The sequence below is a fragment of the Thalassospira lucentensis genome (assembly GCF_001613805.1).
GTDB classification, from domain to species: Bacteria; Pseudomonadota; Alphaproteobacteria; order Rhodospirillales; family Thalassospiraceae; genus Thalassospira; species Thalassospira lucentensis_A.
Genome location: NZ_LPVY01000022.1, coordinates 38,817 through 50,872 on the forward strand (window position 1 = coordinate 38,817; position 12,056 = coordinate 50,872).

Annotated in this window: 14 protein-coding genes; 8 read left to right on the plus strand and 6 right to left on the minus strand. The window is 56.0% G+C overall.

All coding sequences use genetic code 11. The features are described 5' to 3' along the window. Positions 1 to 19: 19 nt before the first annotated feature. A complete protein-coding gene (locus AUP42_RS18315) occupies positions 20 to 919 on the minus strand; it encodes a LysR family transcriptional regulator (protein ID WP_062953045.1) in 900 nt (299 codons plus the stop codon). A 99-nt stretch (positions 920 to 1,018) separates the two neighbouring features. On the opposite strand from AUP42_RS18315, the gene AUP42_RS18320 reads away from it, so the two are divergent. Further along, a complete protein-coding gene (locus AUP42_RS18320; protein ID WP_062953046.1) occupies positions 1,019 to 1,858 on the plus strand; it encodes an SDR family oxidoreductase in 840 nt (279 codons plus the stop codon). 58 nt (positions 1,859 to 1,916) lie between these two features. Here AUP42_RS18320 and AUP42_RS18325 read toward each other — a convergent pair whose 3' ends face one another. Beyond that, positions 1,917 to 3,149 (minus strand): hypothetical protein, encoded by a 1,233-nt coding sequence (locus AUP42_RS18325; RefSeq protein WP_062953047.1) that lies wholly within the window; start codon positions 3,147 to 3,149, stop codon positions 1,917 to 1,919. After that, positions 3,142 to 3,972 (minus strand): HAD-IIB family hydrolase, encoded by an 831-nt coding sequence (locus AUP42_RS18330; RefSeq protein WP_062953048.1) that lies wholly within the window; start codon positions 3,970 to 3,972, stop codon positions 3,142 to 3,144. The genes AUP42_RS18325 and AUP42_RS18330 overlap by 8 nt, the downstream gene beginning before the upstream one ends. A gap of 285 nt (positions 3,973 to 4,257) precedes the next feature. On the opposite strand from AUP42_RS18330, the gene AUP42_RS18335 reads away from it, so the two are divergent. From AUP42_RS18335 to AUP42_RS18350, 4 genes are all read left to right on the plus strand, one after another. Further along, complete coding sequence (locus AUP42_RS18335) at positions 4,258 to 5,175, plus strand: substrate-binding periplasmic protein (RefSeq protein WP_062953049.1); 918 nt, start codon at positions 4,258 to 4,260, stop codon at positions 5,173 to 5,175. Between the two features lie 197 nt (positions 5,176 to 5,372). Next, positions 5,373 to 6,545, plus strand: a complete 1,173-nt coding sequence (gene pobA, locus AUP42_RS18340; protein ID WP_062953050.1) for a 4-hydroxybenzoate 3-monooxygenase — start codon at positions 5,373 to 5,375, stop codon at positions 6,543 to 6,545. Between the two features lie 241 nt (positions 6,546 to 6,786). Then, positions 6,787 to 7,080 (plus strand): DUF883 family protein, encoded by a 294-nt coding sequence (locus AUP42_RS18345; protein WP_062953051.1) that lies wholly within the window; start codon positions 6,787 to 6,789, stop codon positions 7,078 to 7,080. Beyond that, positions 7,077 to 7,568, plus strand: a complete 492-nt coding sequence (locus AUP42_RS18350) for a hypothetical protein (protein WP_062953052.1) — start codon at positions 7,077 to 7,079, stop codon at positions 7,566 to 7,568. Before AUP42_RS18345 ends, AUP42_RS18350 begins: the two co-directional genes overlap by 4 nt. A 41-nt stretch (positions 7,569 to 7,609) precedes the next feature. Here AUP42_RS18350 and hpt read toward each other — a convergent pair whose 3' ends face one another. Both hpt and AUP42_RS18360 read right to left on the minus strand, forming a co-directional pair. Next, the gene (hpt, locus tag AUP42_RS18355) at positions 7,610 to 8,146 is read right to left on the minus strand and encodes a hypoxanthine phosphoribosyltransferase (protein ID WP_062953053.1); all 537 of its coding nucleotides are present in this window, start codon (positions 8,144 to 8,146) and stop codon (positions 7,610 to 7,612) included. Between the two features lie 195 nt (positions 8,147 to 8,341). Beyond that, the gene (locus AUP42_RS18360; protein ID WP_082824848.1) at positions 8,342 to 9,004 is read right to left on the minus strand and encodes a glutathione S-transferase; all 663 of its coding nucleotides are present in this window, start codon (positions 9,002 to 9,004) and stop codon (positions 8,342 to 8,344) included. Between the two features lie 359 nt (positions 9,005 to 9,363). Here AUP42_RS18360 and AUP42_RS18365 point away from each other — a divergent pair, with 359 nt between their 5' ends. The 3 genes from AUP42_RS18365 (at position 9,364) to AUP42_RS18375 (ending at position 11,202) form a co-directional block, all read left to right on the plus strand. Then, the gene (locus tag AUP42_RS18365) at positions 9,364 to 9,582 is read left to right on the plus strand and encodes a DUF3126 family protein (RefSeq protein ID WP_062953055.1); all 219 of its coding nucleotides are present in this window, start codon (positions 9,364 to 9,366) and stop codon (positions 9,580 to 9,582) included. Positions 9,583 to 9,751: 169 nt separating this feature from the next. Further along, positions 9,752 to 10,429, plus strand: a complete 678-nt coding sequence (locus AUP42_RS18370) for a hypothetical protein (RefSeq protein ID WP_062953056.1) — start codon at positions 9,752 to 9,754, stop codon at positions 10,427 to 10,429. A 107-nt stretch (positions 10,430 to 10,536) separates the two neighbouring features. Continuing rightward, positions 10,537 to 11,202: an exopolysaccharide biosynthesis protein gene (locus AUP42_RS18375; RefSeq protein ID WP_062953057.1), complete on the plus strand. Its 666-nt coding sequence runs from the start codon at positions 10,537 to 10,539 to the stop codon at positions 11,200 to 11,202. A gap of 72 nt (positions 11,203 to 11,274) precedes the next feature. Here AUP42_RS18375 and AUP42_RS18380 read toward each other — a convergent pair whose 3' ends face one another. Further along, positions 11,275 to 12,054, minus strand: coding sequence for a siderophore-interacting protein (locus tag AUP42_RS18380; RefSeq protein ID WP_062953058.1), 780 nt, complete (start codon positions 12,052 to 12,054; stop codon positions 11,275 to 11,277). Positions 12,055 to 12,056: the final 2 nt, after the last annotated feature.

The window sequence follows — 12,056 nt, forward strand, 5'->3', positions numbered from 1 at the left end:
CGGTGTTGATGGCGATCAATCATGCCATACGGCGATGTTCTTTCAGAAGGTCGATAAAGGCGCGCAAGGCCGCAGGGACGTGGCGATGCCCCGGATAATAAAGATGCAGGCCGGGGAAGGGTGGTGTCCAGTCTTCGAGGCAGGTGACGAGATGCCCGGTTTTGAGATGTTCGGCCACAGAATGTTCAATGACGTAACCCAGCATTTTTCCGGCAAGGACGGCCTCGGTGATCAGTTTTGAACTGCCGATGGTCAGCGGACCGTTGACGTCAATGCGCATCTGCTCACCCCGGCGTTCAAATTCCCATCGATAGATGCTGCCACCGGGCAATCGCAGCCTTGCACAGGCATGACTGGCGAGATCGGTCGGGGTTCTTGGCGCCGGATGGGATTTGAAATAGTCGGGTGTGCCAACAACGACAAAACGCTGTTCCGGCCCGACGGGGATGGCGATCATATCCTGGGGGACGTTTTCAAGCAGCCGGATACCGGCATCAAAGCCGTCGGCGACGATATCGATCAGCCGTCCTTCGGTGACGATGTCTATTTTAACGTCGGGATAGCGGGCGAGAAAATCATTGATGATCGGCATCAGGGTCAGGGTTGCGGCGTCTTCGGATGTGTTGATGCGCAGTGTGCCAATCGGCTTGTCACGATAAAGATTAGCGGTTTCCATGGCCGCCGAAATATCTTGAAGGGCGGGGGTGATGCGATCAAGAAAGGCGGTTCCGGCATCGGTCAGCGCAACGCTTCGGGTCGTGCGGTTAAACAGCCGCACACCAATGCGGGTTTCGAGCATCGAAATCGCATGGCTGAGCGCCGAGGGCGAAATCCCCAGTTCCTGAGCCGCGACCCGGAAGTTGCGATGCGCGGCGACGGCGGTAACGCCATGAAGTTCCAGAAGGCTTGCGCGGTACATTGTGCGAAATCCTGCATTAGTTCATGCAATAATATCGCAATTATCAGAATAATAAAGACTGTCTACCTTTGGCCTATCGAATTGCCAAAGGAGAAAGCAATGCCAAAGACGGTTTTGATTACCGGGACGTCATCAGGGGTCGGGTATGCATCCGTCGACCTGTTTGCCGAAGCAGGTTGGAACGTGATTGCGACCCTACGTGATCCGGACAAGGTGCCGGATTTCCGTCATGCCGATCAGGTGATGGTATTGCGGCTGGATGTCGAGGACATTTCATCAATCACGGCGGCGGTGGATGCGGGCATCGCGCGGTTTGGGCGCATTGATGCATTGGTCAACAATGCCGGTTTTGGCCAGTATGGTTTGTTCGAGGCCCTTGATCGTGACCGGATACAGCGCCAGTTTGATGTGAACGTGTTTGGCGTGATGGATGTAACACGTGCCATCTTGCCGCATTTCCGGGCGAAAGGTGGCGGGGTGATCGTGAATGTCAGTTCCGGTGCGGGGATTTTCGGATTGCCGATGATTTCGGCATATTGTGCGAGCAAGTTCGCGCTTGATGGCTTTACCGAAGCGCTATCCTATGAACTGGCATCCCAGAATATCATCGCCAAGCTGGTCATTCCGCATGGCGGGATTGATCAGACCCGTTTCCACGAGAGGTCTGCGGCAGACTTCGTTTCGGATGACCGGCTGAAAGACTATGATGCGTTTCTTGCCAGAACCCGTGCGATGTTCGGGAGAATGGCCGGTGGCCGATTGATGAGTGCAGGTTATGTTGCGGGGGGTGTCGTGCAGGCCGTAACCGATGACAGCCGCCAGCTACGGTATTTTGTTGGTGACGATGCGCGCGGTTTCATCAAGGCGCGCCAGCATAACAGCGACGAAGATTACATGGCCCATATGCGCGGTTTCTTTGAGGTCGACATGCAGGGTTAAGGGACCATGGGCAAAGAAAAAGGGCAGCCTGGCGGCTGCCCTTTTGGTTTTTGGCGCATCAGTTTTTGCCAATTCCGGCATCGTTCAGGTCGTCTTCGACAGCAGCCGATAGCTGTTCGAAGATATCGTCCATGGCACTTTCAACGCGTTGCCAGCTTGGGATGAAGGGGCTTTCGAGCGGGTTATCAAGGTAATGCTGACCGGCACTCATGATGACTTCGGCCAGGACCTCGACACATTTTTCTTCTTCGTCGCGATTGATTTTAAGGCCGTTAAACAGCGCATCGGCCCGGTATTGTTCGATCAGGTCAAGGGCGGTGCGATAATAGGTGGCCTTGAGCGTGCGGAAGGTTTCATGCGAGAAAACCGTGCCCTGGGTTGCGAGTTTGCGGAACAGGGATTTCGCGATGTCGCTTGCCATGCGTGACAGGCCGTCATCCTTTTCGGCGGGGTCAAATTCGCGGTGTTTGTGATCATAGATATCGGCGATATCGACCTGCGCCAGACGGTGGACCGTATGGTTGCGATACATTTCCGAGAGCATTGAAATTTCAAGCCCCCAGTCGGACGCAACCCGCAGGCCATAGGCAACGTCGGTGCGGATGGCCATTTCCCCCGAAAGCGAATAGCGGAAGCAATCAAGGTAATTGAGAAATTCGGTTTTGCCGACGACCTGTTTAAGCGCACGGATCAGCGGGGTGACAAACAGGCGGCAGACCCGGCCCTTGAGCGTGCCATTGGCAACGCGGGCATAGTATCCCTTGGCGAAGGCGAAATTGAATGCCGGGTTGGCAATCGGATACATCAGGCGGGCGGGCAGATCGGGCTTGTAGGTTGCGATGTCGCAATCATGAATGCCGATGACCGAGCTTCGGCCCGATGCCAGTGTATAGCCAAGGCAATACCAGACATTGCGACCCTTGCCCGGTTCATAGCGGGCCAGATCATATTCGGCCAAACGATCATGGACGCTGCGCAGGCGCGGGCCATCGTTCCACAGGATCCGGACATGTTGCGGCAGGTCCTTGAAAAATTCTCGGGCATAGGCGTATTGCGTGGCATCGGCCCGGTCCAGCCCGACGACGATCTGATCGATATAGGTGGCCTGTTTCAATCCTTCGAGGATCGTGGTCATGGCCGGGGTTTCAAGTTCGGAATAAAGGCAGGGCAGGATCAGGGTTTGCCGACGCTGGCGGGCGAAGGCGGTCATTTCATAAGCGAGTTCTTCGGGGTTGCGGTCGATGATGCGGTGCAGGGTCGTGATCGGCCCGCCCTGATGAAAATCAGCCATGAAGTACCTCGCTTTTGTTATTGGTATTGGTCAATTGATCGAGAAGGGCGTTGACGCCCGCGTTCCAGCCCGAAGGGCCGGGTTCCGGGGCGATGATCAGTTTCTGATCCTTTATCAATGCGGTTGTTACCGAAGCATGTTTTTGCGGTATCTGGATCGGGAAGTCGGCCGCGGCCAGCATGGTTGCGTCATTGGCGGAATCCCCCAGGGCGATTGTGCGCGGCGTTAAACCCGTTGAAGACAGAACGCCGTTTTGGCCCAATAGTTCCACCATGCGCGCCATTGCAGCCCCCTTGTCGGTCGGGCCGCAAAGGGTGTGGAAACGCCCGCCCTTGACCAGTTTCAGGCCGAATGTTTCGGCAATGGTCCGGGCGGTGGCGACATCGGCATCATCGGGTTGCCAGATCAGCGGGTCGGAACAGAAACGATCCCCGGCGCGCGCGGCATCATCAATCGCAAGCCCGGTGGCATCAGCGATGATGTCGGGCGATGAGGTGCGGAAGCTTTGTACCGGAACCGCAACGGCCGCCCGGATCGCACCACGGGCGGCATCGATGGTTTCGGTGGCAGGGCCGGGTTGTTCGGTCTGATCACCAAGGCGGATGACGCCGCCATTTTCGCCGATCAATCCATCAAACAGATGATCCTTGGCATTGATATGGGAAAGTTCGGCCAGGGTTTTTGACGAGATTGCGATAAGGGGAATGCCAAGCTTTTTTACGCGGGCAATCGCCGGGGCCGCCGGGGCCCAGGAATAGGTGTCATGATCAAGCAGGGTGCCGTCAAGATCGGTGAAGATTACGTAGTGACTGTGTTCTGTCATCGTCCCGTTTGGTCGGTTTCAGAAGGCTTTTGACGGGGCCGGTGCAGTGACCGGAAGTTACCTTAGCATACAGGTCGGGGCAGGGCGACAGCCGAAAGATTAAATTTTATGCGATGTTTCATGTTGATGAAATTAAATGCATTTTAATTCGACGCTATAAAAACTGTGATTTCTATCGTTTAATGTCAGGCACGGCGTATCAACATAAACAAATGCCGAAAAACAATAAAATCGACTTATCGGGGTGAGGCGGCATTCAATGCCGTAACCATGCAGGAGCAGGGCGTGGGGAAAAGACAGACGGGCGTTATCGTGCCACGGTGGCTGGTGATGCTGTTGCAGATCGTTTGGGGGACGGTCTGGGGCATTTCCGGGGCTGTTGCGCAGGAAGGGAACGCAGGCCCGGAAAGATCACAGCCAAAACCGGAAGTGCTGTTTGCGGTTGGCGAATGGCCCCCGATGATCACGGAAAACGTACCGGGTTTTGGCATCCATACAGAGCGCGTAACCGAAGCATTCGAGGCAATCGGATATCGCGTGCGGTATGTCTTTGTGCCGTGGCGACGGGCCTATGAGCAAACCATCGCCGGGGAATATGCCGGGACATTCAGCTGGATCTGGACCGACGAGCGCGCCGCAGAGGCGTTTTATCCGCGCTATCCGATCGCAAATGCACAGCAGAAAGGCTTTTATCGCAAGGATAGGTTCCCCGCCGGGCTTGATATCGACGAAATCGCCGATCTTGGTCCGCTTGGGCTGCGTCCGGTCGGGGTTGCCAGTTACTGGTATGAAGTCGAATTTCGCCGTCAGGGGATTCCGGTTGATATCGTGACGACATCGGAGGCCGCGTGGCGGTTTCTGGATGCCGGGCGGGCCGACATCTATATCGAGGAAGAAGAAGTCGGCCTGTTGGATATGGCGCGCGTACTGGGCGAGGATGCGTTGACGCGCTATGAGATGACCGACCCGGTGCAGTCGGACAAGATGTTCATCCTGTTTTCCCGCAAAAATCCGCAAGGGGCCGTGTTGCGCGATGCATTCGACGGGTTCCTTGATACCCCGGAAGGTCAGGCCATGTGCCGGGGATGGGGGTTGTGCGAACAGACTGCACAAGCCATGCCGGGGACAGGTGGCATCATTAACAGTCACGGCGCTGCATCGTTGGCAACCGATCAGGTAGGCGGTTTTTTGACCGCCTTTTGATGATCCTTTGACCATCAGCGCCCCGATCAAAACCATCGGGATATGTTGCAATAACCATTGCGATATAGATGTTCGATTTGTCCCATCCTTTTCCCGGTTTATCCATTCTTCCCGTGTGAAATCAGGCGTATTCTTTCCTTGTTGGAACGGTTCTTGTTCCAGAAAACCAACAAGAATAGTCGAGTGAGGATTACGTCATGCATGTCCCTGTCGCCATTATCGGCTGCGGTCCTTCGGGGTTGCTGCTTTCGCATTTGCTGCATGTGCAGGGAATTGACAGTGTGATCCTTGAACGCAAGGACCGCGCCTATGTCGAGGGGCGCATCCGGGCCGGTGTTCTTGAAATGGGGACGGTCGGCCTGATGGAGCGGGTCGGCGTTGATGCCCGCATGAAGCGCGAGGGCATCATTCATGGCGGGATCTATATCAGCGTCAATGGCAAGCGCCAGCATGTGAATATCGAAGAACTGACCGGTGGCGCGACCGTGATGATTTACGGCCAGACCGAGGTGACCAAGGATCTGATACAGGCGCGCCTTGATCATGGCGGCGAGATCGTGTTCGAGGCGGAGGATGTCAGCCTGCATGATATCGAAACGGCAAAGCCGCGTGTTCGATATGTCAAGGATGGCAATCCGGTTGAGCTGACATGCGATTATATTGCGGCCTGTGACGGCTTCCACGGGGTCGGGCGGCAGACGATGCCGTCATCGAAACTCAAGACTTACGAGAAGGTTTATCCGTTTGGCTGGCTGGGTGTTCTGGCGAAGGCGAAGCCGGTGGCCGACGAGCTTATTTATGCCAGCCACGACCGGGGATTTGCGCTTTGTTCGATGCGATCCGAAAGTGTTGTGCGCCATTATGTGCAGGTACCGAGCAGCGAGAAGATTGAAGACTGGTCCGATGACCGGTTCTGGAACGAGCTTCGCCTGCGGCTTGGCGAGGCCGATGCGGAGCTGGTCAATGAGGGCGAGGTGTTTGAAAAAAGCATCGCACCGCTTCGAAGCTTTGTTGCCGAGCCGCTAAGCCACGGGCGTCTGTTCCTGGCGGGCGATGCGGGGCATATCGTGCCGCCGACCGGGGCCAAGGGGCTTAACCTTGCGGCGAGTGACGTGCATTACCTGTCAGAAGCCTTGATCGGGAAATTCAAGCAGAACCGGGATGATTTGCTTGAAACCTATTCCGATACAGCACTTGCGCGCGTGTGGAAGGCGGAGCGGTTTAGCTGGTGGATGACATCGATGCTGCACACATTCGATGACCATCACGATTTTGACGGCCGCATCCGCAAGGCCGAGCTGGAATATATCCTGTCATCCAAGGCAGGTTTGACGACGCTTGCAGAAAACTATGTCGGTTTGCCTTACTGATTATCTTGCTGGCCGGCATGGTTCGGAGCCCCACGCTCCGTAATCCGCCCAGATTTCTGCAAGGGATGAACGGCCCGTTCCCACGACGGGCCGTTCTGTTTTTTAAAGGTGGGGCAAAGCCTGCGCCCTGTCTTGCCGGGCCTGCCCCGAAATGATCATAATCTTTTGGGGAACCATGAGGGTGCCTGTGCCGTTAAAGGGGTGTTGAAAACGAATATCCCAATGAAGACAGGAGCACGAAATGGCTGCCAATACTGAAACTGCCGCCAACAATGCCAAACTGCAGGCTGATGTTGATGCCCTGCGCAAGGATCTTTCGGAGGTTACCAAGACGCTCAAGGCGATGGGTAACGAAAGCGCAAGAACCAAGGCACAGGCCGCAGCCGAACGTGTCCGTGAAGTATCGGGCCAGGCACGTGACCAGTTTGACCATGCGCGCGAAGTCGCGGTGGATCAGGTGCGTGAGCGCCCGTTGACAACGGTTGCCCTGACATTTGGTGTCGGCATGCTGGTCGGCCGTCTGTTGCAGAAATGATCGACCAACTGACCGACGCAATCGGTGAGATGGCAAGAGCCGCGGCAATCAAGCTTGCGGCTTTTGCCGCGATCGGCCTGATCGTTCTGACCGGTATCGGATTTTTGCTGGCGGCGGCCTATGTCGGGCTTGCCGCGAAGTTCGGGGCGATTGCGGCTGCAACCGGCATTGGTGCGGGTTTGATCGCCCTTGGCCTTGTCGCACTTGCGGTCATGATGCAGCGTGATCCGAGCGATGCGGTGGCAAAGCAGAGTGGTTCTGCAAAAGCACCGGCACGCAGCGAGGATGCGATGCTGTTTGATATGCTGATCCATGCGGCATCTGCCGGTTATGCCACCGGGCAGGGTGACCCGAAACGCATGCAGGCGGGGCTGGACAAGCTGGCGCGGGATTTATCCGATCTTGGCGCGTTTGATTTTCCCAATGCGGCGGGCAATGACGATGCGGATCGTCCAGCACCAGAAACGGATACAAAAATGGCGGGATAACCATATGGTTCCCGCCATTTTCATTTCAGATTTCCGAAACCTTATTCGCCGTGGAAATGCACCGTGCCGATAAAGGGCAGGTTGCGGTTGGCTTGGGCGTAATCAATGCCATAGCCGACGACAAATTCATCGGGAATGTCAAAGCCGCAATAATGGATCGGAATTTCGACTTCGCGGCGCGACGGCTTGTTCAGAAGGGTGCAGATTTCAAGCCGGTTCGGATCGCGGGTTTTAAGCAAACGGACCACTTCCGAAAGCGTATAGCCGGTATCGATGATGTCTTCGACCAGCAGCACGTCCTTGCCGCGGATCTGCCCATCAAGATCCTTGATGATGCGGACATTGCGCGAGCTTTCGGTGGAATCGCCGTAGCTTGAGGCGACCATGAAATCGACTTCGACCGGAACGGTCAGTTTGCGGGCCAGATCGGCGATGAAAACGAACGATCCGCGCAGCAGACCGACAACGATCAGTTTTTCGGTATCCTTGAAGTTTTCATTGATCCTGGCGGCAAGCGCATCGATCTGTGTGGCAATTTCGTCCGCCGTTATCAGCGGCTTGACATCATAATCGGCCATCAATCTCGGTCCTGAAGCGTTATGGGATGATTTCCCGCTTGCTATCACAAGCCGCCCCCCATGACCAGCCCGTGAATGGTAACAGAAGTATAATCCCGTAAAATTCATACCCTGTTACGCGCCCTGATTGTGCAACAGGGCGCATAACTATACGACGGCTTTTTCATCAGATGGAAACAGGCAGGCGGCGACCGGTCAGGCGGCTTTGAATATCACCGGTTCATCGCCTTCGTGCCACTGGTCATATCTGACCATCGCGGTTTCAAACCAGCGGGAATTCAGGAAATCATCAAGCCAGCGTTGCAGATGGACAAAGGGTGCGGCGTCAAACGCGTCCCTGTCGGTATTGGCGAACTGGCGGACGAAGGGCGCAATCGCAAAATCGGCCAGGGCCGGTCGGGTGCCAAACAGATATTTGCCAACCGCCAGACGGCCATCAAGCCGGTTAAGGATTTTTTCCGCATCACGGCGATGTTCGGCCGGATCGGCATCCTCGTAGCGGTTGAAATATTTATAGCGGTCGAGATGATGTTTGAACGGGCCGTCATTTTGCGAAATCAGGGCCAGCATGTCTTCGAGCGTGCCGCTTTCGGGTTCGAGCCATTTTTCCGGATCATTTTCCGCCAGCGCCCAGACCATGATTTCAAGGCTTTCATCGATCACGCTGCCATCGGGCAGGATCAGCACGGGCACGGTGGCCTTGGGCGATGCATCGATCATGGATTGGGGTTTGTCGCGCAGGACAACTTCGCGCAGTTCAACATCCATCCCGCTTGCCAGCAGGGCCATGCGGGCGCGCATCGCATAGGGGCAGCGACGGAAACTGTATAAAACCGGACATGCTGTTTGCTTGCTCATATTACCCGATTAGCCTTTGGCGCACCGCTTTGCAACCGCTTATCGGGCACAAATTCCATTGTCATGCGTTAGACATTCACCCACAACCTTCCCATGTTCTGGAAAGGGAAAGACGGATATTCATTTCGTGGCAGGGGCAAAACGGGATCGCCCGAAAGCGTTAAGGCAAAAAACTTGGGTCAAACGCCCCTTTTTTGCGCAAGCGGGGTTGATTTCATGGCACAGTTTGTGAAAGGACAATGCCCGTCATTTATTTCGCAAGACCCGTTGGGGGACGTGCTGGCGCGCATGCCGCGCCGTTTGCCCCGGACGTGGTCAGAAGACCAAAGCCGACCTGACAGAAGCAAGGGACCAGTTACATGACACCGACCGAAATCGCGCGCGTTACCGATTATCTGCGCCGTACTTTTGATAATCCGAAAATTGCCGTCGATGCGCCCAAGCGCAAAGGCCACCCGATTGAAATGCGCGTTGGCGACGAATTTGTCGGTGTTGTGCATCGTGACGAGGACGAAGGTGAAGTCAGCTATTCGCTGAATATCGTGATCCTTGAAGAAGACCTGCCGCCGGCCCCCTAAGACCGGTTGCCACAAGGTTCTAAAAAACGCCCCGTGCCAGTAATGGCCGGGGCGTTTTTGTTTGGGCATCGCACGGTTTGAAACAAAATGCCCGCTGATACGTTCGTTAACGGGGCCGCCAAGGCCCGCGTGCAGCCTGCACATTTCGCCACCGTTAGACGAGGTATCGATGATCGCATGGATAGAGCAGCACGGCACAATGCTTCAGATACTGATCAGCTTTGCGACATTGCTGGTCTGGATTTTCTATGCCCAACTGCTTTTTCAAAGCTATCGCCGGGCCAGACGCCCCAAAATCGTGATCAACCAGTTGCTTGATCATGCGCAAACCGCGCGGTTCCTGATCAGCAATATGAGCCAGGAAGCCATCCATATCGAAACGGTTTTGCTGTGCATTGATAACGGCAATGACCGTGTCTGTCAGGTTATCACCGATGCCGAACCCGGCGAGGGATATGATGCCCGGAACGAGGACGGGGCGCATGACGGGATGGATGAAAGCCGTGCGCTTTCCGAACGGCTTGACGATGTTACGCTGCAGGGGCCGTTGCCGCCGGGGAAATGTATCGAACTTGGTTCGGTCAATCGTCTGCTGGCCCGGGTGCGCCGCCAGATCGCAAGAACATCGGACGATAACGAACAGAAATTCCCGGAAAAGGATCGCGATTGCCGGATCGAGATCATCGTGATCGGTGTTTACAGTTCCGAAAAGGGTGTGATCGGGGCCAGCCGAACCTTTGTCTATGACCGGGAATTCCGGTTGCGTCCCGAAGAAATCAAAACCACACAGCATACCGGCTTTTTCGCGCGGCGCGAGATGGGCAGACTGCATTCGCAATATATCTGAGCCGGGAAAAACCAAGAGTATCCCGGCCAGCCATTTCATCATATCGCCACGGATTGATCACAATCGTTGGACATATCAGGGGTGATCGCAATCAGTTACGGAATATCATGACACGAACCGACGATCCGCTTCCCGAAGACGGGGCAAGGCTTTCATCGATCTTTGATGCCCTGTTAAATGATGATCAGGTTGTGCCGCCCGCAAATGGCGCGGCGCAGGGTGTTGATCCCGATATCAGTCCTGATATCAGCCTGGGCGCGCTGTTTGATGCGATGGGTGAGAAAAGCCAGGGGGCGTTGATTGTCCTGTTTGCGCTGATTGCCTGTGTGCCGGTACCGGGGCCGAACGCGATCCTGACCATTCCGCTGGCGTTTCTGGCGCTGCAACTGGTGATCGGGCGCAAGAAACTTTATCTGCCCGACTGGATGCGCCGCCGCAGGATTGGCCGCCGTCGCCTGAGCGGGCTTTACCGGCATATGCGGCCACGGCTGATCTGGCTTGAAAACCGGATGTCGGACCGCTGGCAGTTCTTTGTCCCGGCGCAGCGCATGCCGGTGATCGGGCTGATCTGTCTTGTCATTGCCTTCATCATTGCCATTCCGATCCCGGTTCCCGGTGCGAATAGCATCCCGGCACTTTGCCTTGTCGTTGTCGGGCTTGGGCTTGTGCTGTCAGACGGGGTGGCGATTGCCGCCGGGATTCTGGTTGGCGGGGTGGCGGCAACCGGGATTGCGGGCCTGACATGGTATAGCGTGACGGCACTGGCGGCGTGATCGCTTGCAAACAAAAACGGCTGTGAAATCAATCGCAGCCGTTTTGTTTTAACGGTTATCGCCGGGCCACGATCAGGCGGCCTGCGCATCCTCGGCCTTGATGACCTTGTGGTTGTCTTCGTTCAGGCCAAGTTTCCAGTAGCTTGAGATATAAAGATCATCCTTGCCAAGCCCCCGATCATTGCGGAAATGATCGCGCAGCATTTTCATCGCGGTAAATTCACATGCGGCCCAGACCGACGGGCGGCCATCGGCCCAGGGCAGTTTTTTCACGACATCGGGCAGGGCATTGGCATTTTCGCCCGGATGCGGGTTGATCACCCATTCGATGGTGACGTTTTCGGGCTTTTGCAAATCCTGCATGTCGGCCTCGGACGCGATTTCGATCACGGCGTAACCGCGCGCATCGGATGACAGCGTTTCCAGATTGACCGAAATGGCGGGCAGGGCCGTCATATCGCCGACAATCAGGAACCAGTCGGCGGTCGGATCAACCAGCTTTTTCGGGCCGGGGCCCCCGATGGTGATCAGATCGCCGGGTTTGCAATTGACCGCCCAGTTCGAGGCCGGGCCGCCGTGATCGTTATCATCGGAACCATCGCCATGCATGACGAAATCGATATCGATCTCGCGGCCCTGATCGGTGATGCGGTCATGGCGCACGGTATAGGTCCGGCGCAGAACGCGGTCCTTTTCATCGCCGTCAATCGGGAAGATCAGTTTGACATAGGCGCTTTCCTGATCGTCGGGGAAGGATGCGATGCCGTCACCGCCCAGGGTCACGCGCAGCATGTTGGGCGTGACATAGGTTTTGCGGATCACGGTCAGATCGCGGGGTGCTGGTCTGTTCATTC

What these genes read in the sequence shown, in the direction of transcription:
- AUP42_RS18315 (WP_062953045.1), bottom strand. Translation starts at nt 919, where the DNA reads ATGTACCGCGCAAGCCTTCTGGAACTTCATGGCGTTACCGCCGTCGCC.
- AUP42_RS18320 (WP_062953046.1), top strand. Translation starts at nt 1,019, where the DNA reads ATGCCAAAGACGGTTTTGATTACCGGGACGTCATCAGGGGTCGGGTAT.
- AUP42_RS18325 (WP_062953047.1), bottom strand. Translation starts at nt 3,149, where the DNA reads ATGGCTGATTTTCATCAGGGCGGGCCGATCACGACCCTGCACCGCATC.
- AUP42_RS18330 (WP_062953048.1), bottom strand. Translation starts at nt 3,972, where the DNA reads ATGACAGAACACAGTCACTACGTAATCTTCACCGATCTTGACGGCACC.
- pobA (WP_062953050.1), top strand. Translation starts at nt 5,373, where the DNA reads ATGCATGTCCCTGTCGCCATTATCGGCTGCGGTCCTTCGGGGTTGCTG.
- AUP42_RS18345 (WP_062953051.1), top strand. Translation starts at nt 6,787, where the DNA reads ATGGCTGCCAATACTGAAACTGCCGCCAACAATGCCAAACTGCAGGCT.
- AUP42_RS18350 (WP_062953052.1), top strand. Translation starts at nt 7,077, where the DNA reads ATGATCGACCAACTGACCGACGCAATCGGTGAGATGGCAAGAGCCGCG.
- hpt (WP_062953053.1), bottom strand. Translation starts at nt 8,146, where the DNA reads ATGGCCGATTATGATGTCAAGCCGCTGATAACGGCGGACGAAATTGCC.
- AUP42_RS18360 (WP_082824848.1), bottom strand. Translation starts at nt 9,004, where the DNA reads ATGAGCAAGCAAACAGCATGTCCGGTTTTATACAGTTTCCGTCGCTGC.
- AUP42_RS18365 (WP_062953055.1), top strand. Translation starts at nt 9,364, where the DNA reads ATGACACCGACCGAAATCGCGCGCGTTACCGATTATCTGCGCCGTACT.
- AUP42_RS18370 (WP_062953056.1), top strand. Translation starts at nt 9,752, where the DNA reads ATGATCGCATGGATAGAGCAGCACGGCACAATGCTTCAGATACTGATC.
- AUP42_RS18375 (WP_062953057.1), top strand. Translation starts at nt 10,537, where the DNA reads ATGACACGAACCGACGATCCGCTTCCCGAAGACGGGGCAAGGCTTTCA.
- AUP42_RS18380 (WP_062953058.1), bottom strand. Translation starts at nt 12,054, where the DNA reads ATGAACAGACCAGCACCCCGCGATCTGACCGTGATCCGCAAAACCTAT.